We start from the raw sequence: 23,527 nt of genomic DNA on the forward strand, positions 1-23,527 counted from the left end.
CTTCGAGTTTTTGCGGGTTTAAGCCATTATGAGCGTTTCCGTTGTTGTTCCGATTTACAACGAAATCGAGACCATTCCCCTGCTATATAGCAGTTTGCATCAGGTGCTAGCAAACTTGGGACGGGACTACGAGATCTTGTTTGTTGACGACGGTTCGGTTGACGGTTCGTCCGCGAAACTGAAGGAAGTTGCCACGACCGATCCGCACGTAAAGGTAGTCGAATTTCGCCGCAACTATGGCCAAACGGCGGCGATGCACGCGGGCATTCAGCATGCTTCCATGGACGTGGTGATCACGCTCGATGGCGACATGCAGAACGATCCGGAAGACATTCCGATGATGCTCGCCAAGATCGACGAAGGGTACGATCTTGTTCATGGTTGGCGAAAGAACCGTCAAGATGCCTGGGTCAATCGAAAGCTTCCATCGAAGATCGCCAACTGGTTAATCTCCAAAGTCACCAAGTTTCCGATTCACGACTTGGGATGCACGCTAAAAGCTATTCGCCGAGAGATTGCCGTCGAGTTGGAATTGTACGGCGAGATGCACCGTTTCATTCCGATCCTGGCGCACCAGCGCGGTGCGAAGTGCGTGGAAGTGGTCACCCGTCATCATGCTCGCCGTTTCGGCCAAACGAAGTATGGAATCGGGCGCACGACACGCGTTGTACTCGACCTTCTGACGGTCGCTTATATGCAGCAGTTCTTCACGAGCCCGATGAAACTGTTCGGCCGAATGGGTTTCGCTTGCATCGGCATCGCCGGAATTAGCGTCCTGACAACACTGGGTATGAAGCTTATCGGCGGCGTCGATATGACGGGAAACCCGTTGCTGCTGTTTGCCGTACTCAGCACCATCCTTGGTTCGCAGATGTTTGGGATGGGCTTGCTGGGCGAAGTCAATGCTCGGATCTACTACGCCTCGAACGGTAACGATTCGTATGCTGTTCGCAGTTTGACCAACTTTGACGAAAACAGCCCGCAGTCGATCAAGATGCGACGGCAGGCTGCTTAGTCGATTGACGTCGTCTATCCAAGCTTGGGTAGGGGCGCGTCCTTGGCGATCAAGCCATCTCGCTTAAGATCCGTCCAGAACTCTTCCGGAATGTCGACTTTCATCGATTGAGCGTCGGCACGAATTTGCTCTGCATTGCGTGCCCCTGGAATAACGGACGAGACCACGTTCGGCCCGAGGCAGAACTGCAGGGCTGCCGTGCGTAGGTCGATGCCATGCTGCTCGGCAATTGCCTGAACGCGTGAACGCTTTTGCGGTGCCCATTCAGGGATATCACCTCCATAATGGTAACGCTCACGTCCAGCCAGGTAGCCGGCATTTAACGGAGCACCGACGACGACCGAGATTCCTTTCTCCTCCAACTTGGGGAACGTGTTGTGCAAGGCATCTTCGTGTTCCAGCAACGAATACTGCGTGGCCAATAGGTGAATGTCGGGATCGCTTTCTTCGCTGGCTCGCAAAGCGGGTTCCGGCTGGTTAACACCGAGCCCCCAAGCTTTGATCAAGCCTTCGTCGCGCATCTTGCAGAGCTCAGGCATGGCACCCTTCACCGCTTGGTCGAAGTATTTCTCCCAGTCTTTGCCCAGGTCGCTATTGCCTTCGTTCAAGTCGTGAATGAACACGATATCGATCTGCGAAACGCCGAGCCGTTGAAGGCTGTCTTCAATTGAGCGTCGCGTGCCTTCGGCGGTATAGTCGTAGCGGTATTCGAACGACGAAGGTTCCTTCCAAATGCCGGCGTTCGGTGGATTGGCAGTCGCCGTGAAAACACGGCCCACTTTCGTCGACAGCACATAGTCATCAGGTGAATGGTTATCAAGGAAATGACCGAAGCGTCGTTCGCTGAGTCCGAATCCGTAGAACGGAGACGTATCGAAGTACCGCACGCCTGCGTCCCAAGCGGCTTCCAGCGTTGCTTCAGCATCAGCATCCGATGTTGGGGCAAAGCCGTTCCCGATTGCGACACCACCCAGGCCGAAGCGGTGGGCAGGGCGGTAGCGGGATAGCTGAGAAGTTTCATTTTTAGGAAGCGGGCGATCGCTGGAGGGGCCTTCCGTCGGCATAACTTTTCCTGCATTGGGCTGTTGGGCCATCAACGAACCGGCAACCATTGCGGTCGTTCCGGCACCAACACTCGATAAAAAACGGCGTCTCGAGAATTCACTCATGACAATCTCACGGTAAAAAGTTCGGCGATGGACGAAAAGTACCTCTCGTTCATCGCCGCAAAACTCATACCGATCGATTGTGGGTCTGCGGAGAGCTATTCCGCTTTGGCAACCCCTGGCGGTTCCCAGGTACCATCCAAGATCGATGGAGATTTTTCTGTAGGCCAATACAGACGCATCATCAACACGAATTTACCCTCGGGCGCTGGCAGCCAGTTCGATTCTTTTTCAGGGCCAGGGTTTTCGTGCTGAATGTATAGATCGACAGAGCCATCAGCATTCTTCTTCAAGTCGTTGCGTTGACTTAGCGTGTAACGATTTAGTTCGCTTTTCGTGAAGAAGTAATCCTTGTCGTACATCGTCAGCGACCAGAATCCGTTTACCGGTGGAAGTTGATCTTTGGGGAAATGCATGACGTATTGATACTGGCTGTCGTACGCTTCACCATTGGGATCTTTCTCGGACGTTGGATAGATTGCGTCTTGAGGGCGATTTGCTCCCAAGCCAATCGCGGCGATGAATGCTCGTTGCAGATAGTCGGTACCATACAGCCCGGTCTTGGTGGTAAAGAGCCAGCCGTGGATGTCTTCTCCAGAATCGGCATAGTGCCCCAGGATTTTCCGGAATGCAAGTTTCGGTACGTCTTGTAACGCAGCTTGAACTTCGGTTGGAAGCGATTCCATTTTGAAGGGCTTTCCTGGTTCAAGCCCAATGGCCGCCATCTTCTTGACCATCGCCTCGTCAGCTGGCGAGGGCGGATTGTCTTTCATTAGCTGCGCCAACAAGTTGAAGTACGCTTCGGTCGTCATGCCGTTTACTTGATCACGAACCGGAGTCTTGGTGTCGATGCTGGGATCGACTTGACCAGCGGGAGGCGAATAGTCGTGCCCGTATGAACTTAACGGTACAACGTTGACTTTATCTTGAAGCTCGTGGACCGCTTTGTAGTCTTCCGGAGTACCAGTGCAGTAGATACGACCTAAAAGCCAAACGATGCTTGTCGGTGATTTGTACTGGACAACTCCCTCAGGAAGTTCACCTTCCCAGCCAGGTCCAGTGATCGCGTAAGTTTGCGCTTTGGTCCCCGTTGTCCGTTTCCCTGGTACTTCAAAGACATCTGTCCATCCGCTGAGCATTGGAAAAAGGTAATAGCGATCATCCGCGTCTGGTAGGCTTAACACCCACGGCTCTGTTGCAACATCGATCCAGGCAACCGTATAAAGCGTGTCGGCATTGGGTGCCGTAACATCTCGAAACTCAGCATTAGGATACTCGCGCAGTCTCGCGAATTGTCCCATCGGTGCATGAGTACCACTAGGCTTTTCGACATTGGTCATAACGCGTCGCGTTATTTCCATTGTCACCAGCGGATAGCCAAAGATGTACGCGTCGATCGCATTGGATTTGGCTTGATTCGGCGTAAGTTCGACTGCCTGGATATAGCAGCTCGATGCGACCAACAAGAGGAGTGAAAGTAAACTACACAAAACGATCTTCATGGAAGATTCCCCCGAACGATTCCCATAGAATAGAGACGCCTCAACTCAAAGGCGTTTCTGGAAGTTTACTGCAGTTCTGACGGTCGTGAGAATAAACTATTGACGCTTAACCAATAAATCGTCGGATCTTGCGCAGTTGAGGTGCTTAGGGGATGCACCAGGACATTCGCTTGGCAAAGTCTTTTTGAAACTCTGGTCGCCACTTCGAGACGGTTTCTCGCGGATCGCCCTTCGAGTGAGACATATCGCGATACCAGCCATCTTCGGCAAGTACAAACTGCCCTCCCCATCCTGGTTTCGCGGGATCGGTCGGATCGTTGCCTCCTTTCGGTAGAAAGAAAAACCACGCGGGAGTATCTCCTTCTTTGAGGCATTTATGGGGATTCGGGCTGGTCCAAGTCCGCATTGGATAAAGCTCTCCGAGCGGTCCTTGCGCGGTGATGTGCTTTTCAATCCATTCACGACTCGTCGTTGAAACATCTCCGGTTAGATACATGCCGCGATAGGTGCCCAGCCGCTTATCTTTGCCTCGGGGCGCTTTTGCGAGGATGTAAAATAAGCCAGGAAACTGTTCATGCATCCAGTCGGCGATTTTGTCTTGGTCGTTGATGTCGTACACGCGAAACTTCGAGATAAAGTCGCGATAGCCTTTGGGGCCGCGGCCATGCTGGACCTTCCAAAGGGCCTGGGCAAGATCGGTCTGGCCTCCCCAGATCGTGATGTTCAAGGGATCGCTGGACGATCCCGCGTCGATCCGTTCGATGACGAACTGCGAACCTTCGGTGTCGTGTCGATCGCCGATGTGTTCTCTACCACGCTGTGGATTTCCAGACTTAATGCATGAAAGCAAGTGTTCCGTCGTGGGCCAATCCGATTCATGTTTCGACAGATTGGGGCGCACTTTACCGTACGCATTAACGATCTCACGAATCAGATCTGGCTGCGTGATGGCTTTTTTCAGTTCGCCAGGTGTGCCGGACGCTGAGGCGATCAGGCCTTCGATCCGGAACTGATTCGCGTACAGCATTAACCGAATCATCGACTGCTGATCATCGGGATCGCCACCGATATCGGTCAAAACAAGCAGCCTGGGACCACGTGAACTATTGTCTTCGCCGTAGGCAGTTGCCGAAAAGTGATAGGACAGGCCGAATAGAAAACCAAACGCGACCAGAAGCGGGAACACCGCGTGTCGATTAGAAACCATAGAAGTTCGATCTTGCGAGAGGGTGTACGAAAAGCTTTTACCCAAGTCGCCATGCCCTGGATCTTTGGGCATGGCGAGCAAGAACGATTTAACCATTTTGCACGCGAAATGGGTAAGCGAAATCAAACAGTGGACTAACTGCCGGAGTAAGCCTCGCCCCCAGCTTTAGAGCCCATTGCTCCCCAGACACCGTAAGGGCTGCGAGCCGAAGTCGTTTGACCAGCGGTCAGGTTACCGGTATCGATCGTGTCAGGGATGAACTTCACCGAACCATCGCACGACAGGCCCATCGCGCCGCCAGGGTGATTGCTCGTTGGAGGCATGATATTGTTGGTTCCGTCGCCATTGGAGTCAGAACCGTCAATGCACGACGGAGCGTTCGGAGGAAGGATCGTGTTGAAGCCGACCTTTTCCATCTGTCCGTCCGACCAACGCCATCCGGTGCGCCCCTTGACGGTCGATGGATTCGCGTAGAAGTTGCCGTTGGCACTTGCGACACACTGAGAGGGATTAGAGCCCAGGCCGGAGAAACCTGTTGCGGTACCTTCCTTCACAGGAATGCTTCCGGTGCGCGAGCCAAGATTGAAGTTTGTGATCAAACGCTCGCTCATGGCAATCGTATTGCTTGTGCCGTCAGTAATGTCTCGCATGGCGACACCTCGAACGGCCTGGAAAACACCCCGTAGGTTTTGCGAGTCTTTGGTGCTGTTGATCGAATCACCGGCACTGAACATGTAGTTGACCATGTACGGCTCGGCAGATCCCGTTGCTGACGGACAACGCAGCATGTCAGGAGCATTGTTCCAAGGACCCCAGCCCATCCAAGGGTATGGACCCCAGGGAGCGGTGCTGCCGTCACCAGCTCCGATTTGTTCGTACATCGCGTTCTGTTCGATGAAGGGAAGCAATCCAATAAAGCCACTTTGACGGCCGGCATTGGTGAGGCGTTCATTGCCGGAACCGTAGCCAGGATTGTTGGTCCCTTGTTTTCGAGGAACGAACGAGCCGTAAGTGTCGTGGTAGTTGTGGAGCGCCAAGCCAAGCTGTTTCAGTTGGTTCGAGCACTGCATTCGTCGCGCTGCTTCACGTGCCTGTTGAACCGCAGGCAACAGCAGTGCAATAAGAACACCAATGATCGCAATCACAACTAGAAGCTCGACGAGGGTAAAGCCGCGGCGGGCAAACAACGAAGATCGCATAGAAACTACTCGCATGAATTTAGGGTGCAGGAAAGATATGGGGATATCATCTATCGAGTAGAACATGTGAAAGCTTGGGGGCTTTCGATTCGTTCTGAACTGCGGCAACTTGAAAACGGCCCGCTTGATGCTTTGCCGCAATCGAGTCACGCAAATTAACAGGACGCTTAGTCGGTCAAATTCAGAGGGACGTCGTTTGCCCCGTTAGTGACTTCGATTTCAAGCCCAGAGGTGGCTTGTTGGGCGTACTTTTCTGGCAACGCGTTATTAGGTTTCGCGTTCGTTTTCGCGTACGGGTTGTAGTTGGGATCGTCTTCCCCTGCGAGCTGAACCTGAGGGACTTCAATCTTAGAGACGGTAACATGGTACGTCCCCGGCTTGACGCCATTGTTTCCCCCGGCCGAGGAGGAAAGTGTGTATTTTCCATCCGCATCGGTTCGAGCAAAGGCTCCTTGCCCCCCTTCTCCGGTAGGTAGGAACGTTACCATTGCCCCTTCGATCGGGGATTCTTTATAGGTCACCGTTCCAGAAACGGTGGCACCGAGAGAAGGAAGCGACTCGCTACCACCACAGCCAGCGAGAACGATTAGCGCAGCGCATACTGCGAACGGGGCAGAACAACTCCAAGACAGGGTCACCGGACGGCTCCAATCAGGAAAGAACTAGGCAGGAATGGGGGAGGGTGAAGTCAAAAACTTTTAACGTATTTGTTGTTAAGACTTCGAATAATAGAGATCCCGAAAAATAGAACAACCCTTACTCGGGGGGCGAGGCAGCAGAACACGCCGTAGAAGTGCATTTTCTTAACTTCAGAAAGGGTGGTTAGAAAAAATCAATTCCTTCCCAAGAGAAAATCATCGCAGCGAATGCTATTGCTCCCCTTAAAGGTGGTGAGTTTTTGCTATCCGTTTCGTAATCCGTCGATTGGCAGACAAGCGCGAGACTTAGTCAATCAGCACCAAGGCATCTGATAGTTCATTGGTGGATCCGTCTTTCTGGGGGAGCACAACTGCCAACTCCTTTCCAGCTTCCTGGATAACGTGACGCATGGCTTGGGTCGCGTCACCTTCTTTTAGTCGATCGGTCAGCTGTTGGCATAGCAGGTCCAGTTTGTCTTGACCGATCTTTTCCAGCACGACCTGGTCCGCCAACACGACCGCTCTATGCTCGAACAGCGAAACGTAGATCAGCATTCCGGTGCCACCAGAAGTGTGATGAACGCGCCGATCGAAAAAGACTTCACGAGCCCGGGAAGAAACGCAATCCTTCATTTGTTGCTGCGGCGTGAACAATCGTCGTAGCCAACCAGCATAACTGGCTAACGCGGCACCGATAAGAAAAGAGACGACGATTGAAACCAGCAGCGCGATCAACCCCATGTCGAACGATATGCCGGCCCATGTTCCCGGTTCCTCAGCGGAACGTGGATATAGTTGCCAAACGGCGAGGGCCGCAATAGCCGCCAGCCAGAGGCCGACGATGTCTTCGGCGCGGTCGTATCGTCCAGACGCGGTTGCTACCACGGGTACGATTTCACAGGTTGTCTTCGATTCTGCCTCGGCGACAACTTCTTTGATTTGCTGACGTTGTTCGGGGCTGAAAAGTTGTGATGCTCGCTGCATGGTTTTGTTTCCTTACCAAGACCCCGTGGCACCACCGCCACCTGAAGATCCACCACCGAAAGACCCGCCGCTGAAGCCACCGCCTCCGCTGCTGCCGCGGCTAGTTGCCATGTGGTACAGAATGACGCCGACAACGGTAAAGACGACCGCCCAAAACGCCCAAGCCCAGCCACTGGAACCGCGTCGATAAAGCGATACTCCGGTGAAGATCGCCAACGCGACAAACCCCACGCCGACAGCATAGTGCCACATAGGGCGCGGCGCGGTCGGTATCTCCAACTTGCGTGCCATCATGTCGAGCGATTCCACTCCAGCTAAAATGCCGCCAGAAAAGTTACCTTGCTTAAAGCGAGGTATGATCTGTTCGTCCATGATCTGTCGGCACAAGCCATCTTCCCTTCGCCCCCACCCGGCACCCAGTTCGATACGTGCTTTGCGGTCCTGTTGAGAGACCAGCAGCAAGATGCCGGTGTTCCATTCCTGGCCATTGATTTGGGCGTGCCCGATTCCCCATTGATCGAACAGCAGTGTGGCAAACGTTTCGATGCGAAGTCCTATCCCTCCATGCTTGGCCATGGAATCTATCGTGATCACGATGATGGGCGTCGCTTTTTCGGTGAGAAGCTTGTCGCAGATCTCGCGAATCTTTTCTTCGTCTTCTGGCGAGATCATCTCGGCCGTATCGCGAATGAACTCTCGTTCGCCGGGACGTTCTAATTCGATTTCAATCGCGGATGCCGATGAAGCGAAAACAGCTCCGACAACCAGGGCCAAGAGCCAAGTCAAGCGAGGCTTTCGAATCAATAGATAGCTTTCGTTCATAGATGCCGCACAATGTTCAGTCGAGGAGATTCAGCCAATTAGCATAACGGATTCGATCATCGTTCACACGCAAATCATGGAAACGGCAGATGGGCCAATTGGAAGTCGGTATTTGATTCGATCAAATGGCCTCGATATTGGGCCGATTTTTGCAAAAGCCTTCATTTGTTGTAGGATGAGAGAGATACAAGCCATGTGAATTTGGTTTGGTCGACTCGTCCATCGGCACTGCGTCCCACCACAATCGCCGCTTACGTACCTCTTCCTTTGAAAGGAATCCCCTCCCATGAAGTCTCGTTCGCTCAATCGTCGTCAAGTTTTAAAAGCTTCCGCTGTTGCCGGAGCAGGTTTTTGGCTGGGGACATCTGCCGCGGTAAAAGCGGAGGGTCCCAACGAGAAGCTCAACATCGCATGTATTGGTGTCGGCGGCCGGGGTGGTGCCAATGTAGGTGGTGTGAAAAGTCAAAACATCGTTGCGGTTTGCGATGTCGACGAGGAACGGGCCGGAAAGAACTGGACGCTTAAGGGGGCCAAGCAGTATCACGACTACCGCAAGATGCTCGACGAGATGACCAACGAGATCGATGCCGTGGTCATCAGTACTCCAGACCACACGCACTTTCATCCGGCCAGTCAGGCGATGCAACTCGGGATGCACTGTTACTGCGAGAAGCCACTGGCCCATACTCCGTGGGAAGCTCGCGAGTTGACGAAGATCGCCAAGAAGATGGGCGTCGCGACGCAGCTTGGTAATCAGCGGCATGCCAACAACGGAATGCGAAAGACGGCCGAAGCAGTGCAAAGCGGTGTCGTTGGAAAGATCAACGAAGTCTACTGCTTCCAGGGAGGAAGCCGTGGAATGCCTTCCAAGCCGACCAAGTTCCCTTCCCCGCCGGCGCATCTAAGTTGGGACTTGTGGCTTGGGCCTGCGAAGGAACGCCCTTATAGCGACACTTATTGTCCTTACGGATGGCGATTCTGGTGGGACTTCGGCACCGGCGAAACCGGCAACTGGGGCTGCCACGTGTTTGATATTCCCTACTGGGCACTTGGGTTGAAGCATGCGTCGTACGTTGGTCTCGATCACGAAGTGAAGCCGAGCGATGTCGATGCGGAACGAACCCCCAAGTCGATGCAAACCTATCTCGACTACAAAGATGTTCCCACACACGGAGATGTGCGACTTCATTGGTGGCATGGCGGACCGAAGAAAGAGATCGTCCAGAAGTACAACGTTCCCGAGAAAGAAAGCTTCAACACGTTGTTCATCGGCGAGAAGGGGATCGTTACCGCTGATTTCAACGGATACAACGTTCACATGGCAGACGGCAAGGATGTGCCAGAATCGACAGTAAGTATTCCAGGAGTTGGCAACTTCTATTCCAGTTGGATCAACGCCTGCAAAGGCGGGCCTGCCGCTTGCTGTGACTTCGTTGAATACAGCGGCCCTATTGCTGAATCGGTCTTGCTGGCGAATGTCGCATTCCGTGCCGCTGGTGGATTCGATTGGAATGCCGAAGCATTTCAAGCATCTGGCAATCCACGCGCGGAAGAGTTCATCTTCCCTGACTTCCGCGAAGGCTGGAAAGTCTCGTAGAGCGAATCACGCTCTTTCAAATTGGAAACGCAGTCCTAAAGCTATGCTTTCATCAAAGCATGGCTTTTTGGCAATATAAGACGTACTTTCTCGCCTAGTGATGTAATGCTTGGGCTTACTCTTGGCTTAAGGGAAGACGGCCAAAACTGTTCTGTTTGCGTCACCCCCGAAGTAATGGATGAGTGGGTTTAAAGCCGCCAAATTTTTTCTAATCTCTTAAATAAACCTTCATGAAGAATCTCTGGTCACTCAAGGTCGTTTCATTAGACTTAAGCGGCAGTTGTGGCCCTTTAGTCCTGTGAGAAAAGCAAGGGGGCACATGTCCCCAAGAGCTTTCCTTTCTTCAGCGGACCATTGGCATGGCCAATCACTTGGCTTTTAGCAGCCGAGCAATCATCGTCGCTTGCTTGTGCGTCACTTGGATCGGATGTTACGGAAAGCCGGCCGGTTTTCCTGACTTGGCGGAAGTTGAAGGTACCGTCACCGTCGACGGCAAGCCTGTCAGCAATTTGGCAGTTGCGTTCATTCCCGAAGGTGGACGACCATCGCTCGGCATTACCGACGAGTTTGGTCATTACCAGCTTTCTTACTTTCGTGGGGAAACAGGGGCTGTGCTGGGACCGCACAAAGTGATGATCACCACGAACCAGGAAACGGCTCCACCGCCTGGTTACCGAGACCCCATTCCTGTTCAGTACAACTTGAAGTCGACCCTGACTGCTGAAGTGCAAGACGGAGAGAATGTTATCGACTTCGAGCTGGAATCGAAATCTCGCCGTCGCCGATAGTTGAGTTTCGGTTGCGGATACCACTTTATCCCTCCGCTGCACCCTTACCTGGATTGATCTGTCATGATCGTTTCGCGCTCGAATCGTGCCTTTCAAAAGGCGTTTACCTTAGTCGAATTGCTAGTCGTGATCGCCATTATCGGTGTTCTGATTGCATTGCTTTTGCCTGCCGTTCAGCAAGCTCGTGAAGCGGCTCGTCGGATGGAATGCACCAGCCATTTGAAGCAAATTGGCTTGGCGATGCACAACTACCACGACACATTCGGTACGCTTCCTTCCAGCTATATCGACAACAATCCAGAACAAGGTTCCAGCATCGATACGGCGGAAAACCTGAACGGTCTCGGTTGGGGAACGATGCTTCTTCCGTTCCTCGAACAGCGTGCTTTGTACGAAGAGATCGGCAACCAGACCAATAACTTCTCGAACAACTGGCTCGATGCCAACGGCGACGGAACGGCTGCTGCTAATGATGCAATTCCTGCTGCAACGCAGGTACTGTCCATGTTCCTATGTCCATCCGATACCAGCAGCGGATTGAATGACAAGAAGGGTGGCTTCGGTACGTCGAACTACCTGGTCAACGGCGGCACCGGCGGCGGAAGCCCTTATGGTGTTTCGGCAGCCGGTCTTCGCGACGGTGTTTTCTTTGCCAGCTCGAAGCGACGCCTGGGCGACTTGACCGATGGTACCTCGAACACCATTCTCGTGGGCGAACGAACGACGGCCGACGATAAAGTTGGTAGCTGCCGCGGATCGAACTGCTTGTGGGAAGGTGGTCTCTGGATCGGCCCTCGTAAGTACAATGGTGTTGTCGCCGTTTCGTCTGGCTTGCAGATGGTCGATGTCGAGTTCATGGGTGGCGGAAGTACGGCTTACTTGATCAACGGTTCGTTGACGGTCACTTGGGGCTATGCCTACAACGCTTCGAGCCTACACCCAGGCGGTATTCAAGTGGTACTGGGGGATGGATCGGCTCGATTCCTGACTGAGCATATCTCGCTTCCAAACTATCGTCGCTTGATGCAGCCACAAGATGGCGAAGTGATCGGCGAGTTTTAATTACTACGTTTCGTTTCAGTGCACGGTTTCGCAATAGGGCAAGCCGTGGCCCTTTCTCCCCTGCCCTTCCTTTCCTGCCGTTAGGTATTGCTATGTCTTTGACGTCTTCATCACTTGCGCGTCGTCGTTTCCTTCAAGCTGGCGGAGCACTCGCGGGGGCGAGCCTCTTTCCTTGGAATCAATCCCTCGTCCAGGCAGAAGACGCAACGGCGGCAACGCCCAGCTTTCGCTTCGTACATCTGACCGATATCCATGCTCAGCCAGAACTCGGGGCCGCCGAAGGTTGGCTGCAGTGCGTGCAGAAGGTCAACCAGTTAGACCCGATTCCAGATTTCGTGATCACGGGTGGCGACTTGATCATGGACGCGTTGGCCCCGGATGCGGAGCGAATTGATCTGGAGTGGAAACTGTTCGACGAAGCATCCAAGCAGCTAGCCGTTCCAGTCCATCACACGATCGGTAACCACGACATCGGTGGATGGAGTCCGAAGTCAAAGCTCTCCAAGCAAGACCCTCGCTACGGCAAAGCAATGTTCGCCGACCGTTACGGGCAAGGCAGCACCTACCACAGTTTCGACCACAAAGGTTGGCACTTTGTCATCCTCGACTCAGTTGGCAAAGCCGAGCCTGGCGAGCCAGGCAGCGGCTACATCGGCCTAATCGATGACGAGCAAGTCGAATGGCTGCGTAACGACATGGAAAAGACCGGCCGGGATACGCCGACGGTCATTGTGACGCACATTCCCTTTTTCTCGGCCGTGTTGCAATCGATGTCAGGTCCTCAAACGCCAGTCTCGCGGGGTGGCTTGGTCACCAACGCTCATGAAGTTCGCAAGCTGCTGGAACCTTACAACGTGCAGCTAGTTCTCTCAGGCCATGGCCACGTTCGCGAACGGATCGATCTCCGCGGCGTGACTTACTTGCAAGGGGGAGCGGTCAGTGGCGGATGGTGGCGTGGTCCATTGTTCCACGAAGAAGAGGCCTTCGTCGTCGTTGATTGCCAGCCCGGCCAGTTCGACTATCACTTTCACGACTACGGCTGGGACGTACGAAAGTCATAGCAGCCGAGTCCGCGCGTTCGGTCGAAGTTAGGTGTCGCTGCCAGGTTCGCAGCATTCGCACTGACAGGCATAGTGACGATTAAGTAGATGAGCGGCTACCAAAAGCAAGCCGCCCAGCGGTGTCCACCACGCAGCATGTTCGGTGATAAATCCACCGAGTCCAGCGGTAAGGACCGGTGTACGCTTTTCGGTGGCTTCTTCGCTGCAGCCACCCGATGCACAGCAGGGAGGTAATGCTTCTGCTTCGCATTGCTCGACAGCAACGGTATTGTGCTGTGGCACAGAGCAGGAAGCACAGCATTCGTCAGATAGCCCGAAGGCCGTTCCGGTAATAACTACCAAGCCACCGACACCGATCGCGGCAGGCAGCCAACTGCGATGCTTTCTCCAGCCAGGTATGAACGCGGCGACGGCGAACATAAAGCAGATCCCTGCCATCCATTGGTGGAAGGACTCGTCTGCCAGAAAGCTAAGGCCCAGCATCGGCAGAAAACCGATCACCATGGGCATCGCCGCACAGTGAATAGCACACGCTACCGAAGCCGTGATTCCGGCATAATCTCGCCAGTTTGAGTCTTGAGGAATTACTGCGGACTCGATTTCAACGTTGCTCATGGCTTTGGGGCCTACTGCTACCTGGGACTTAAAGTGCTCAAGGAGTGTGAGTGCATGTTATGTTTAAGTGCTATTCGATTGCAAGTGGTTGTCTAGTGCGGACGCCGTTTTGGCTGGGGAAATTTCATCCCGCGAGCGGCCGGTATACCGCAATTCTGACTTTGGCTGTAGTTTTCCTAAGCTCTTTGCTTGTCTTGGGACGATGAGATGTCTATATTCGGGTAGGCGAATGTAATGAGCACACAGCAAAACACCATCGAACTCGAAACCATTTTTCGGGCATTGTCCGATCGAACGCGACTGCGCATTTTGAATTTGCTGCGAGGCGGCGAGATCTGTGTGTGTGATTTGGTGAGCGTTTTGGAAGTACCTCAGCCGACCGCGTCGCGCCATTTGGCCTACCTTCGTAAGGTCGACTTGGTGCTGGCTCGCAAGGAAGGCTTGTGGCACTACTATCGTTTGAATTCCGCCAAGACGACGTTCCATAAACGTCTATTGGGGTGCATCGAAGCAGCGGCCGAAATGGATCCGCAGTTCGCTGCCGACGTCGATAAGTTGACATTTGCCGACCGCCCGAACTGCTGCGACTAGTTCCGGTCTATTTTTTTAAAACGATATATTCGCTTAAGCGAATTTATGGAAGTGGAGAGACAACTATGAGCGAAGGGTGTCCAGCCAGTGAGGCTAAAACTGGAGGAATGGGATTCTTCGAACGTTACCTGACCGTTTGGGTCGGTTTGTGCATCATCGTAGGAATCGCCTTGGGGAAGATTGCTCCCGGCGTTGCGAAATCGCTCGACGAAATGGCTTTGTACGTTAACGGTGCACCTGTCGTTTCGATACCGATCGCTCTCTGCTTGTTCTTTATGATGTATCCGATCATGGTGAAGATCGACTTCGGCGAAGTCGTTCAAGCGGGCAAGTCATTCAAGCCAGTCTTGCTGACGCTGATCATCAACTGGGCCATCAAACCGTTTACCATGTATGCCATCGCGGCGTTCTTTCTGGGTACGCTGTTCATTGGATTCATCGGCCCCGATGCCGTCGACTACGTAAAACCACCTCTGGGTGTCGAACTGGAAGTAGGAGCAACCTACGGCGCAGGAAAAGTCGTCATGGTCGACGATGTGAAGATGCTGGAAGTCCCTCTTTGGCGAAGCTATTTGGCGGGCTGTATTCTACTGGGAATCGCTCCGTGCACCGCGATGGTTTTGGTTTGGGGCTATTTGGCCAAAGGCAACGATGGGCATACGCTGGTGATGGTTGCCGTCAACTCGCTTACGATGTTGGTGCTGTATGGCGTGCTGGGGGGCTTCTTGCTTGGCGTCGGTCAGTTGCCTGTGCCGTGGCAGGCGTTGCTGCTGTCGATCGCCGTTTACGTGGCATTGCCCTTGGTGGCAGGATACCTCTCGCGCAAGTGGATCATCGCCGCCAAAGGGGAAACGTGGTTTAAAGAGAAGTTCCTTCACTTGCTGACGCCAGTTACGATCGTGGCACTGTTGGTCACGTTAGTGCTTCTCTTTTCGTTCAAAGGAGACGTGATTCTCTCCAATCCTTTAACGATTCTATGGATCGCCGTTCCGCTCTTCCTGCAGACGGTCATTATCTTTGCACTAGGATACGTGGCATCGAAATTTACCGGCCTGACCTACGAAAACGCCGCTCCAACGGCAATGATTGGAGCCTCCAATCACTTTGAAGTCGCGATCGCTACTGCGGTGATGCTGTACGGCCTCGCTTCCGGTGCGGCCCTGGCAACCGTCGTCGGCGTGTTGATTGAAGTGCCGGTCATGCTGATGTTGGTGAGCTTCTGCAAGCGGACGCAAAGTTGGTTCCCGCGAGAAGAAGCCGCTCGTACGGAAGCTGAACCGGTCGCCGTATCTGCCGAGGCGTAATCAGCTAAAAACGATCGCGCTACGGCATCGTAGGCTCTTCGCGATACCACTGCAGGATGTCTTGCAGCACGCACCATCGCGGTTGCCGGATGTGGGTTCCATCTCCTTCGATCCAATACTTTCGTAAGCGATCGAAGGAGCCATCGAGTCGCTCGAACTCGATCCAATTGTCGAGGAAATCGTTCCATTCCGAGTCGTTCAAGTGAATGGCGAAGCCAACGGGACGTTTCAGCACAGGCGTCGGTATGACCGTCGTGAAATCAGGGTGCAAAACGTTCCACACGGCTCCTTCTTCTGCAGAAATCAGCAAGCCGTCGAACTCATCTTGTTGGCTTTCAAAGAACGCTTCATAGGAATCGATCACCGACACGTTGGCTGAAGGGAATTCATGTTTCGCGGCCGCGGCGAGATCTTCCGAGATCACTGCCAAGCGGAAATTGGGCAGGCGATTCAAGTCGGCCCACTGGGCACCTTCGCGGCGTCGATAGTCTTTCAGTGCAACCGCAATCGTCGCCTCTTCGTAAGAGTCGCTAAAGCTGATGTGCAGCATCCGCTCTGGCGTCTTCAGTACACCGCCGATGGCAAGATCGAACTGCTGCGCGTCGAGGTCGTCGTAAAGTCTGCTTTTGTCGAACGGTACAAATTCGAGACGAACGTCTAATCGGCTTGCCAGCAAATGCATCAACTCGACATCGAAGCCAACCAGTTCACCGTCGCCGTTGCGATAACAATACGGAACATGATTCGCCGGATAACCGACTCGCAGCACATTCGTGGTTCTAATGCGTTCAAGCGTAGACTCCGGCAAGTCGGAAGCCGGTTCTCGCGACTGCGTGTCGTCGAAAACCACGACATCGTCATGAGGCCGAGGAATCTCGAGCGAGAGGAACTGTTTGTCTAGATTGTATTCCAGCACTGTCGACGTTAGGTACCAACGTGCCCCGAGGCCAACGAGAAGGCTGCAAGCCAAAAGCCCGCCAAGGGAAGCGGATAGGTATCGCCAACGTATCCTCAGTCGACTTTGCATTGCTTGGTGTACGACCAGCGTCAACGCAATCAAGTGCATCACACCGACCATGTCTCCCAGTCGCATCGTGATGAAGCCAGGCAAGATAAAGAACGCCATCAAGTCTTGTGGAAGATGGAATTCGTCCAGCAGATAGGGCATCGTGATCAACGGGCTGGCAAAACTTGAGACGGCGCCAGTCGATGCCATCAGCAAGGTTTGACTCGTCGTCAGGTCTTGGCCGACGTACCAGGCCGAAAACGAAATGAAGACAAACGAGAGAATCTTTCCGACATGCGGGAAGGGATAGGCCAGCGGAACAAGCACGTTGGGGGTCGCTTCATCGGCTGGCGTCGTTTCGCGGTTTTGTTGCTGGATGAGCCATTCGCACTTTTCGACGATCTGTGGCAGCGTGACAAACAGCTTCCCAGTAGCGATAGCCATATACAACGGCTCCTGGGCGGCACCCAGAATGTCGCGATACCGCAGTGTCGTCACACTGCAGATCAGCAATGGGAACACACCGAAAATGCAGACCGCTGATACCAAACCATACAGCACCAAATAGGCTTGAAGCCGTGATAGATCTTCCACGCGAAATGTACCAGCCGCCGAGGCGGTCAGGGCAAAGAGCCCCAGCGGAGCCCAGCGAACAAGGAACAGATTGATTCGCGAGATGACCTGAGAGCAAGTATCGAGCAGGTTCAGCAGAGGTTCTTTCGTGGGAATCGAGATCAATGCGATTCCGCAAAACAAGCAGAAGACCACCACGGCAGGAACCATATTATGCGACAACGAATAGAAGATGTTCGTTGGGATGAACATCGACAAAGCGTCCTTGTCTTCGGACGTCGTCGGAATGGCCTCGCCGTGAAAGAACGAAGCTCCTTCAATCGGGGGCAGCACGGCCGAAACAGCGGTCACCAAGAGAACACCCACCGCCCAAAAGCAAAGCAGCGCGACCAGCCCTCGTAAACCTAGTTGGCCTGCCTTCGACAAATCGAGCCGTCCCAGTTTCGACACCAAAGAAACCGCCAGGTACGGTAAGACTGTCATCTGCAACAGCCCTACGTACGCCCAACCCACGACGTCGAATGCCTGGCAGTACTCGCCAAATAGGATGCCACAGACGACCCCTGCCACTAAGCCGAGAGCAACTTTACGGCCGGTGTTGTGAGGTTTCGCTGGGGGCGTAGAGGCGGTTTCAGAGGGCGTCATTGAAGCAGGACAAGCAGGCAGTAAAACGTAGTAGCATCAACGTTGAGCAATCACGAAGCGGTCCCATTAGAGTTTAGTTACTCGTTGCCCGCCGTTCTATATGCCGGAAGGAGGCTGACGTAATGGATCGGTAGTCTCGCTATTCCAATCCGGTGGGAAAGCAGGCCCGGACATGCTTGAGAAGTCCGTATAGCAGAGCACGACGAAAAGCACGAATAAGATTGCAAACACGATGTCGGCAACGGTCCACGCGTAAATTCCATCAACGCGAACGTCGCACGGTCGATCCGTCCTGAGGTGGCACGGTAGTTTTTACTACTCATTGCCGGTTCTATTTTTCATAATAGACGAATCCTCCTCAGTAAGACGCTTCTCCCTGTCAGGAATCACGTCATGCGAATTTCGCCTCATCTTTGGCTTGCTGTTGCCGTTACATTATTGGTCGCCGGGAAGCCAAGTTATTCCTACGCGGAAGAGTCCCCTGCTCTGCCACGTCCTGACGGTCAGGCCGCCAAGATGGATCAGCCGGTCAAAGTGTTCATTCTGCTTGGGCAGTCCAACATGCTCGGTTTCGGTCGGATCGATCCAGTCGAGCAGCAAGGAACCCTCTCGCACTTGGTAAAGCAAGAGAATAAGTATCCCCATTTGATCGATGACGAGGGCAATTGGACAGAGCGAAAAGATGTTCGCAACGTGCATGTCATGGACAAACGGGGTGGCGACTTTCGTGACATGAAGCACTTTAGCGATATCAAGAACGAATGGCTGACGGTGAAGAAGGGGCACATCGGTCCGGAGCTTCAGTTTGGGCATATCATGGGGCACCTTCATGAAGGGCCTGTCCTGATTCTCAAAGCGTGCATCGGCAACCGGAGTCTCGGCTGGGATCTGCTTCCTCCTGGCAGTGAACGCTTTGAGTTTGAAGGAAAGACGTATGCTGGTTCCGGCGACCGGGCTCCTTCCTGGGTGGAAGGTGAGCCCAAGAAAGAAGTCAACTGGTACGCCGGCCGCCAGTACGACGCCGACACTGCCCATGCTAAACATGTGCTCAAAAACCTGGCCGATTATTACCCCGGCTATCAAGGGCAAGGGTATGAAGTTGCGGGATTCGTTTTCTGGCAAGGGCATAAAGATCAGAACGCAGCCCACGCGAGTCGATACGAGCAAAACCTGGTGCATTTCATCAAGTCACTTCGCAAAGATTTTGACGCTCCAGATGCCAAGTTCGTACTGGCAACCATCGCTTTTGGCGGCGAGGAACTTAGCGGGCACGGACTCACGATTGCCAATGCACAGTTAGCCGTCAGTGGCGAAAAGGATAACTATCCCGAGTTTCATGACAACGTGAAGACCGTCGATGCGCGGCCGTTTTGGCGAGACAAAGAGGTCTCACCCACGGGGGCCGGTTATCACTACAACCACAACGCCGAAACTTACATGGAAGTAGGCAACGCGTTAGGCTGGGCCATGGCAGACCTGCTTGATAAACGCCCAAGCTCGCATTAGTTGGCAACGCAAAGACTCTCGATGGACGACCCACAAACGCAATACTTGCTGCTGTTTCTATTCTTCGTGGCGATCGTGCTGTTTATCAGTTTTGTTCTGCTGGTAATCGCGACACTCGGAGATTGGGGGCAACTGGCCACCAGGTTTCGAGCAAGCGACGCCCCCAAAGGAAAGTATTTCTATTGCCAGACGGCTGGCGTTGGCGATGGCTCGTATCGCGGGATGCTGACTGTCGGCGTGACCGAGGAAGGGCTCTACTTAGCCGTGCTGCTACCGTTTCGGTTATTCCATCCTCCGCTATTGATTCCGTGGAAAGAAATAACGCACGTTCATGAAAGCCACTTTCTTGCGTGGCGCAACTGTTACCTCGGCATTGGATATCCTGAGTGGGCCAGTATTGTCGTCTACAATGATGTGGTGGAAGCAATTCGGCCGCATCTGGTTGAAGTCGATTTGCCCGAAGGTTAGTTGTTCGCGTCGGTTTGCGGTCGTTGAATGGGCATCTCGATAACCAACCCTGCGACGCGATCTTTGGTGTCCTTCCGGTTTCTCACGTGGCACTTCAAGCACTGCGAAGCTAGGCGAATCGGCCCGGCAAAGCGATAACGCTCCCCTTCGACATCTTCCCAGTACGGCTTGCGATCGGCGAGCACGGCGACCGCTTTTTTCTCGAACTCGCTTTCGGCCTGATGATCGACGTTAACGACATCGGTTTCGACGACTAACCATTTGACGTCGACGTTGTACGCTTTCGAAAGAGCATGAAAGACATCTTCAAGCGACGCGGAGGGAATCACGCGCGAATCGTCTTCCTCGAAGAAATCGCGATGCACCACTTGAAGTGTGCCATGAATCGTTTCATGTAGCAGAACGGCTCTCGCTCGCGCTTCTTCAGCGGACTTGGAAGCGGCAACACGCGGTTGCTCAGGCATTTGTGCGGCTGCTTTACCGACCACAAACGCGCACAGAATCATACCGGCAAAAAGCCAGTTTCGAGGATTGGGCATGATAGATCTCGCACATGGCAGGGGTGGGAGTGCCGTCATGTTGTTGGCACCCAGGAGAGAGGCGGGAAGCAATGGCGCGGTTGATTGGGGCTAACCACGCTGCTGGTATTCTACGGGATTAGTAGCTCGTTGAGAAATCAAGCTTGAGATAATATCGTTTGAATCGAAGTCGATATGTTCGGTCATCGTGACGAGGCATTCGGCCGGGATTGTCCGGCCGAATGCCCGAATACACGTGGTTTAGTCTTTGCTTTTCAGGTTGAAGTCTTCCACCGCTTCCGCTTTGTCAGCGGAAAGATTTAGTGTCAGTGTCGTCTTGCGATTGAATTTCTCCGGGACAAACATCTCGCGCACCGTTGCTTGCTCGCCAGGGTTGTCTTCCCGCGTTTTGCCGGCCAGGTCGCGATAGCCATAGACTTCAATCCGTTTTTCTCCCGGCGTCACTTCCGCTTCGTAGCTGCCATTTTCGATCTTGCCGTAATAGCTGTTGCTGCCATCTTCGGCTCGGAAATAGATTTGACCTGACTCGATCGGCTTGCCGTCCAGGCTCACGTTTCCTTGAACGTCAATCGTCTGCGGTCTGCCTCCGCCGCTACAGCCAACGGCCGCAGCCAGGCTGAGGCCAGTAATGACCAGCCGCGCACATAGTAGATTCATGGTGGTTGTGTTTTCTCAGGGAATAGTGATGGAAAGATACCGTCGCCATTTGCTTTCCCGCTAAGTGAGTTGGGAAAGCAAACGATCGATCCATGCATGATTTACGTGACAAACGGTCGCTTAATAGTCGCTGACAACTTCACCACCGTGACGCGTCGCCAAGGCTTGGAAGGTCGCACGTTGAATGGTTTCTGGAATGAAGTGGACCGAGCCGTCGGCAAAGCCGGATAGCACGCCGCCGGGATGGTAGCTCCGGGCATAGATTTCGACTTCGGTCGTGCTGCCGACCGAAACACAGGGGGAACCGCGGAAGTTCTCGTCTTTGCATTTGTAAATACGATCTGGCACGGTCGTATTGGGCGGTTCGTAGGCGGTGAAGCCAAACGAACCCCACGCGGCCCCGCCCCAGTAACCGCCGCCGCCGCCCCAGCCGCCGGTATTGGCCGAGCCGCGGATGATCACTTCGCTCATCATCATCGTGTTGCTCGTGCCATCAACCAGGTCGCGGAACTTGGTCTTCGAGATGCGGTAGAACATGCCGTTGTTTTCGCCGGTACGGGACGAAATTTCCGATCCGCGGCAACCGACGTAGTTGCCTTGAAATCCGTCCGCATCAGAACGTCTACTTCCAGAACCACCATAGGCAGGACTCGCACCGTCGGAAGGACATTGCAGTGTTGGTACGGCCAAGTCACGAATTTCACCTGGCGTGTCCATGACCCAAGTTCCATTCCAAGCCATGTACTTGTCGTAGGCGGGGCCTTGCTCGATGTATGGCATGATCTGCTGCATCCAGCAGTCGCGTGCATGGAAATCGGTCGAGCCGTAATCGAGATAGCCATACGGAAACGAACCATGCGTGTCGTGGTAGTTGTGAAATGCGACTCCTAGCTGCTTGAAGTTATTCGAGCATTGCATTCGTCGCGCTGCTTCTCGAGCTTGTTGCACCGCCGGCAGCAGCAGGGCAATCAGCACGCCGATGATCGCAATGACCACGAGAAGTTCGACCAGGGTAAAGCCACGTCGAGACCAAATCTTCATAAGGTTCTCCCCCATGTACCAAAGAAAGAATGAATAAGAAGGAAACAGGTATCGCGCAGTCGCCGACGCAGCTGCGCATTGTTAGTGGAGTGAATCGCAAGATGAGGAGGTGAAATCAGGCAGTTCGCGACCAGCAGCACCCAAGTGCGCAAGAGCAAACGACCCAGCGACCGCGAAGGTGCGACCGACTTGTTGGAATGGGCGTGGGCACATTCTAGCCATAAATAAAACAAATGTGACTAAAATGATGCCACGAAATATCAAGAAAATAGAATTTAGCGCATGCTTCTAGCCCCGTAGGGTGATTTCTCTCCAGGGAAATCAAGCCTGGGTGGGGTGCGTTACATAGCGTTCGTCACCGCGCACAAAAAAAGCCTCGCCGAAAAATTCGACATGGCTTCTTAGGACAACGCGTCGTAATGGCGTTCGCTGGGCACTGTTGGATTTAGTAGTCTCCGACCACGTTTCCGTCTGCTTTCATCGTCAGGTTATAGAACGTAAAGCGGTCGATTGTTTCAGTGATGGTCCGTGTCGAGCCGTCGGCCAGCATCATGTTCACGACGCCAGGGTGAAAGCTATAGGGTGCGGCTTCGTTGTTGACGTTGATGTAATGAGTATTGTTGGAACCGTTACCACGCGCGGTACCATCCTGGCTGTAGTTCCAAATCATCACAGCGTTGTTACCGATCCAAGGTCCGTACCAATAGAACTGGATGTTGCCATTGTCGATCGCCGTTTTCTTGCCGTTAATCCAGTTGTCCGACTTGCCGGCCATTTCATACAGCAAGATTGTGTTGGTGGTGCCGTCGGTGATGTCTTTGAACGACGTCGCGTTCTCGCTCAGGATGCCTGCTTTGCTGTTGGCGTCGGTGTAGTTGCCGGAAGAGTCAATCACGTGAATGCCGCGGACCCCTTGGTAGTCCGTCACAATCCCTGTCAGATTCGGATCCAACTCGTCTACGCCGATTCCCCAGCCCATGTTCCAGCCGGTGTAAAGATTCATCGTCCGATTGCCTGGCGACGAAGGGCAAAGGTACGTCTCGACTGGTACGTTCGCGGCGGCTTGATTCGCGGGATCGTCAATGCTGAATCGCGAGTCGTACAGTTCCTGCAGGTTGCCTTGTTCGACATAGGGCAAAATCATCGCCAGGAAACCGGTGACGATCGTCGTTGAACTGCCGGTCGAGTCGACAGCGGTTCCGTTGTTGTCGTAAACCAATCGACCAGGCGCGAACGTGCCGTAAGTGTCGTGGTAGTTATGGCAAGCAAGCCCGACTTGGCGAAGATTGTTCGAGCATTGCATCCGGCGTGCGGCCTCGCGTGCTTGTTGCACGGCCGGCAACAGTAGAGCGATCAGAATCCCGATGATGGCAATCACCACCAACAGCTCTACCAACGTAAACGCGGAACGACGTGTCGACTTCACGGATTGGACTCCTAGCAAGTAACGGTTGAAATGGATCCAGAACCCAAGGGGCGGGATCGCTTCCATCTGCATTGCTAGGTGCCTTGGTCGGGGAAAGACCTGGGTGCCGTGGCTG

At 53.7% G+C, this 23,527-nt stretch carries 22 protein-coding genes; 9 read left to right on the top strand and 13 right to left on the bottom strand.

Features of this window, described 5'->3' with window-relative positions; translation table 11 throughout:
• Positions 1–28 precede the first annotated feature (28 nt).
• Complete coding sequence (locus tag LA756_RS19355) at positions 29–1,015, top strand: glycosyltransferase family 2 protein (RefSeq protein WP_224436376.1); 987 nt, start codon at positions 29–31, stop codon at positions 1,013–1,015.
• A gap of 14 nt (positions 1,016–1,029) precedes the next feature.
• Here the strand turns inward: LA756_RS19355 and LA756_RS19360 are convergent, their stop codons facing one another.
• The 7 genes from LA756_RS19360 to LA756_RS19390 form a co-directional block, all read right to left on the bottom strand.
• Entirely contained in the window at positions 1,030–2,184 is a 1,155-nt protein-coding gene (locus LA756_RS19360; protein WP_224436377.1) for an aldo/keto reductase, read from the bottom strand.
• Positions 2,185–2,279: 95 nt separating this feature from the next.
• On the bottom strand, positions 2,280–3,683 hold the full coding sequence (locus LA756_RS19365) for a DUF1254 domain-containing protein (protein ID WP_224436378.1): 1,404 nt from the start codon (positions 3,681–3,683) through the stop codon (positions 2,280–2,282).
• 145 nt (positions 3,684–3,828) lie between these two features.
• A complete protein-coding gene (locus tag LA756_RS19370) occupies positions 3,829–4,986 on the bottom strand; it encodes a DUF1593 domain-containing protein (RefSeq protein WP_224436379.1) in 1,158 nt (385 codons plus the stop codon).
• A 38-nt stretch (positions 4,987–5,024) separates the two neighbouring features.
• A complete protein-coding gene (locus LA756_RS19375) occupies positions 5,025–6,089 on the bottom strand; it encodes a DUF1559 domain-containing protein (RefSeq protein WP_261362048.1) in 1,065 nt (354 codons plus the stop codon).
• A 167-nt stretch (positions 6,090–6,256) separates the two neighbouring features.
• Positions 6,257–6,727 (bottom strand): carboxypeptidase-like regulatory domain-containing protein, encoded by a 471-nt coding sequence (locus tag LA756_RS19380; protein ID WP_224436380.1) that lies wholly within the window; start codon positions 6,725–6,727, stop codon positions 6,257–6,259.
• 306 nt (positions 6,728–7,033) lie between these two features.
• A complete protein-coding gene (locus LA756_RS19385; RefSeq protein WP_224436381.1) occupies positions 7,034–7,711 on the bottom strand; it encodes a TPM domain-containing protein in 678 nt (225 codons plus the stop codon).
• A 12-nt stretch (positions 7,712–7,723) separates the two neighbouring features.
• Positions 7,724–8,515, bottom strand: a complete 792-nt coding sequence (locus tag LA756_RS19390; protein ID WP_224436382.1) for a YgcG family protein — start codon at positions 8,513–8,515, stop codon at positions 7,724–7,726.
• Between the two features lie 304 nt (positions 8,516–8,819).
• Between LA756_RS19390 and LA756_RS19395 the strand changes: the two genes are divergently transcribed.
• From LA756_RS19395 to LA756_RS19410, 4 genes are all read left to right on the top strand, one after another.
• Entirely contained in the window at positions 8,820–10,130 is a 1,311-nt protein-coding gene (locus LA756_RS19395; RefSeq protein WP_224436383.1) for a Gfo/Idh/MocA family oxidoreductase, read from the top strand.
• 359 nt (positions 10,131–10,489) lie between these two features.
• Positions 10,490–10,918 (top strand): carboxypeptidase regulatory-like domain-containing protein, encoded by a 429-nt coding sequence (locus tag LA756_RS19400; protein WP_224436384.1) that lies wholly within the window; start codon positions 10,490–10,492, stop codon positions 10,916–10,918.
• A gap of 63 nt (positions 10,919–10,981) precedes the next feature.
• Complete coding sequence (locus LA756_RS19405) at positions 10,982–11,980, top strand: DUF1559 domain-containing protein (RefSeq protein ID WP_224436385.1); 999 nt, start codon at positions 10,982–10,984, stop codon at positions 11,978–11,980.
• Positions 11,981–12,072: 92 nt separating this feature from the next.
• On the top strand, positions 12,073–13,041 hold the full coding sequence (locus tag LA756_RS19410; RefSeq protein ID WP_224436386.1) for a metallophosphoesterase: 969 nt from the start codon (positions 12,073–12,075) through the stop codon (positions 13,039–13,041).
• Between the two features lie 27 nt (positions 13,042–13,068).
• Here the strand turns inward: LA756_RS19410 and LA756_RS19415 are convergent, their stop codons facing one another.
• Positions 13,069–13,656: a MerC domain-containing protein gene (locus LA756_RS19415; RefSeq protein WP_224436387.1), complete on the bottom strand. Its 588-nt coding sequence runs from the start codon at positions 13,654–13,656 to the stop codon at positions 13,069–13,071.
• 234 nt (positions 13,657–13,890) lie between these two features.
• Between LA756_RS19415 and LA756_RS19420 the strand changes: the two genes are divergently transcribed.
• Both LA756_RS19420 and arsB read left to right on the top strand, forming a co-directional pair.
• Positions 13,891–14,247 (top strand): helix-turn-helix transcriptional regulator, encoded by a 357-nt coding sequence (locus LA756_RS19420; RefSeq protein ID WP_224436388.1) that lies wholly within the window; start codon positions 13,891–13,893, stop codon positions 14,245–14,247.
• Positions 14,248–14,312: 65 nt separating this feature from the next.
• A complete protein-coding gene (gene arsB / locus LA756_RS19425) occupies positions 14,313–15,551 on the top strand; it encodes an ACR3 family arsenite efflux transporter (RefSeq protein WP_224436389.1) in 1,239 nt (412 codons plus the stop codon).
• 19 nt (positions 15,552–15,570) lie between these two features.
• Here arsB and LA756_RS19430 read toward each other — a convergent pair whose 3' ends face one another.
• Complete coding sequence (locus LA756_RS19430; protein ID WP_224436390.1) at positions 15,571–17,775, bottom strand: cation:dicarboxylate symporter family transporter; 2,205 nt, start codon at positions 17,773–17,775, stop codon at positions 15,571–15,573.
• Between the two features lie 393 nt (positions 17,776–18,168).
• On the opposite strand from LA756_RS19430, the gene LA756_RS19435 reads away from it, so the two are divergent.
• Positions 18,169–19,281 carry a sialate O-acetylesterase gene (locus LA756_RS19435; protein WP_224436391.1) on the top strand — a complete coding sequence of 371 codons (1,113 nt, stop codon included), beginning with the start codon at positions 18,169–18,171 and terminating at the stop codon, positions 19,279–19,281.
• Positions 19,282–19,302: 21 nt separating this feature from the next.
• Positions 19,303–19,749, top strand: a complete 447-nt coding sequence (locus tag LA756_RS19440; protein WP_224436392.1) for a hypothetical protein — start codon at positions 19,303–19,305, stop codon at positions 19,747–19,749.
• Here the strand turns inward: LA756_RS19440 and LA756_RS19445 are convergent.
• The 4 genes from LA756_RS19445 to LA756_RS19460 all read right to left on the bottom strand — a co-directional run bounded on the left by LA756_RS19445 (position 19,746) and on the right by LA756_RS19460 (position 23,412).
• On the bottom strand, positions 19,746–20,288 hold the full coding sequence (locus tag LA756_RS19445) for a DUF3365 domain-containing protein (protein ID WP_224436393.1): 543 nt from the start codon (positions 20,286–20,288) through the stop codon (positions 19,746–19,748). The two genes, LA756_RS19440 and LA756_RS19445, sit on opposite strands and share 4 nt — an antisense overlap.
• Before the next feature lie 240 nt (positions 20,289–20,528).
• On the bottom strand, positions 20,529–20,945 hold the full coding sequence (locus LA756_RS19450; protein ID WP_224436394.1) for a hypothetical protein: 417 nt from the start codon (positions 20,943–20,945) through the stop codon (positions 20,529–20,531).
• 120 nt (positions 20,946–21,065) lie between these two features.
• Entirely contained in the window at positions 21,066–21,986 is a 921-nt protein-coding gene (locus LA756_RS19455) for a DUF1559 domain-containing protein (RefSeq protein ID WP_261362049.1), read from the bottom strand.
• 445 nt (positions 21,987–22,431) lie between these two features.
• The gene (locus tag LA756_RS19460) at positions 22,432–23,412 is read right to left on the bottom strand and encodes a DUF1559 domain-containing protein (RefSeq protein ID WP_224436395.1); all 981 of its coding nucleotides are present in this window, start codon (positions 23,410–23,412) and stop codon (positions 22,432–22,434) included.
• Positions 23,413–23,527: the final 115 nt, after the last annotated feature.

Origin of the sequence: Bremerella sp. TYQ1 (assembly GCF_020150455.1) — a bacterium.
GTDB lineage: Bacteria > Planctomycetota > Planctomycetia > Pirellulales > Pirellulaceae > Bremerella > Bremerella volcania_A.

Excerpts from the sequence above, each read along its gene's own strand:
- LA756_RS19435 (WP_224436391.1), top strand. The coding sequence starts at position 18,169 with ATGCGAATTTCGCCTCATCTTTGGCTTGCTGTTGCCGTTACATTATTG.
- LA756_RS19455 (WP_261362049.1), bottom strand. The coding sequence starts at position 21,986 with ATGAAGATTTGGTCTCGACGTGGCTTTACCCTGGTCGAACTTCTCGTG.
- LA756_RS19440 (WP_224436392.1), top strand. The coding sequence starts at position 19,303 with ATGGACGACCCACAAACGCAATACTTGCTGCTGTTTCTATTCTTCGTG.
- LA756_RS19400 (WP_224436384.1), top strand. The coding sequence starts at position 10,490 with ATGGCCAATCACTTGGCTTTTAGCAGCCGAGCAATCATCGTCGCTTGC.
- LA756_RS19365 (WP_224436378.1), bottom strand. The coding sequence starts at position 3,683 with ATGAAGATCGTTTTGTGTAGTTTACTTTCACTCCTCTTGTTGGTCGCA.
- LA756_RS19395 (WP_224436383.1), top strand. The coding sequence starts at position 8,820 with ATGAAGTCTCGTTCGCTCAATCGTCGTCAAGTTTTAAAAGCTTCCGCT.
- LA756_RS19385 (WP_224436381.1), bottom strand. The coding sequence starts at position 7,711 with ATGCAGCGAGCATCACAACTTTTCAGCCCCGAACAACGTCAGCAAATC.
- LA756_RS19370 (WP_224436379.1), bottom strand. The coding sequence starts at position 4,986 with ATGGTTAAATCGTTCTTGCTCGCCATGCCCAAAGATCCAGGGCATGGC.
- LA756_RS19430 (WP_224436390.1), bottom strand. The coding sequence starts at position 17,775 with ATGACGCCCTCTGAAACCGCCTCTACGCCCCCAGCGAAACCTCACAAC.
- LA756_RS19375 (WP_261362048.1), bottom strand. The coding sequence starts at position 6,089 with ATGCGATCTTCGTTGTTTGCCCGCCGCGGCTTTACCCTCGTCGAGCTT.
- LA756_RS19445 (WP_224436393.1), bottom strand. The coding sequence starts at position 20,288 with ATGCCCAATCCTCGAAACTGGCTTTTTGCCGGTATGATTCTGTGCGCG.
- LA756_RS19420 (WP_224436388.1), top strand. The coding sequence starts at position 13,891 with ATGAGCACACAGCAAAACACCATCGAACTCGAAACCATTTTTCGGGCA.
- arsB (WP_224436389.1), top strand. The coding sequence starts at position 14,313 with ATGAGCGAAGGGTGTCCAGCCAGTGAGGCTAAAACTGGAGGAATGGGA.
- LA756_RS19405 (WP_224436385.1), top strand. The coding sequence starts at position 10,982 with ATGATCGTTTCGCGCTCGAATCGTGCCTTTCAAAAGGCGTTTACCTTA.
- LA756_RS19450 (WP_224436394.1), bottom strand. The coding sequence starts at position 20,945 with ATGAATCTACTATGTGCGCGGCTGGTCATTACTGGCCTCAGCCTGGCT.
- LA756_RS19410 (WP_224436386.1), top strand. The coding sequence starts at position 12,073 with ATGTCTTTGACGTCTTCATCACTTGCGCGTCGTCGTTTCCTTCAAGCT.
- LA756_RS19360 (WP_224436377.1), bottom strand. The coding sequence starts at position 2,184 with ATGAGTGAATTCTCGAGACGCCGTTTTTTATCGAGTGTTGGTGCCGGA.
- LA756_RS19415 (WP_224436387.1), bottom strand. The coding sequence starts at position 13,656 with ATGAGCAACGTTGAAATCGAGTCCGCAGTAATTCCTCAAGACTCAAAC.
- LA756_RS19355 (WP_224436376.1), top strand. The coding sequence starts at position 29 with ATGAGCGTTTCCGTTGTTGTTCCGATTTACAACGAAATCGAGACCATT.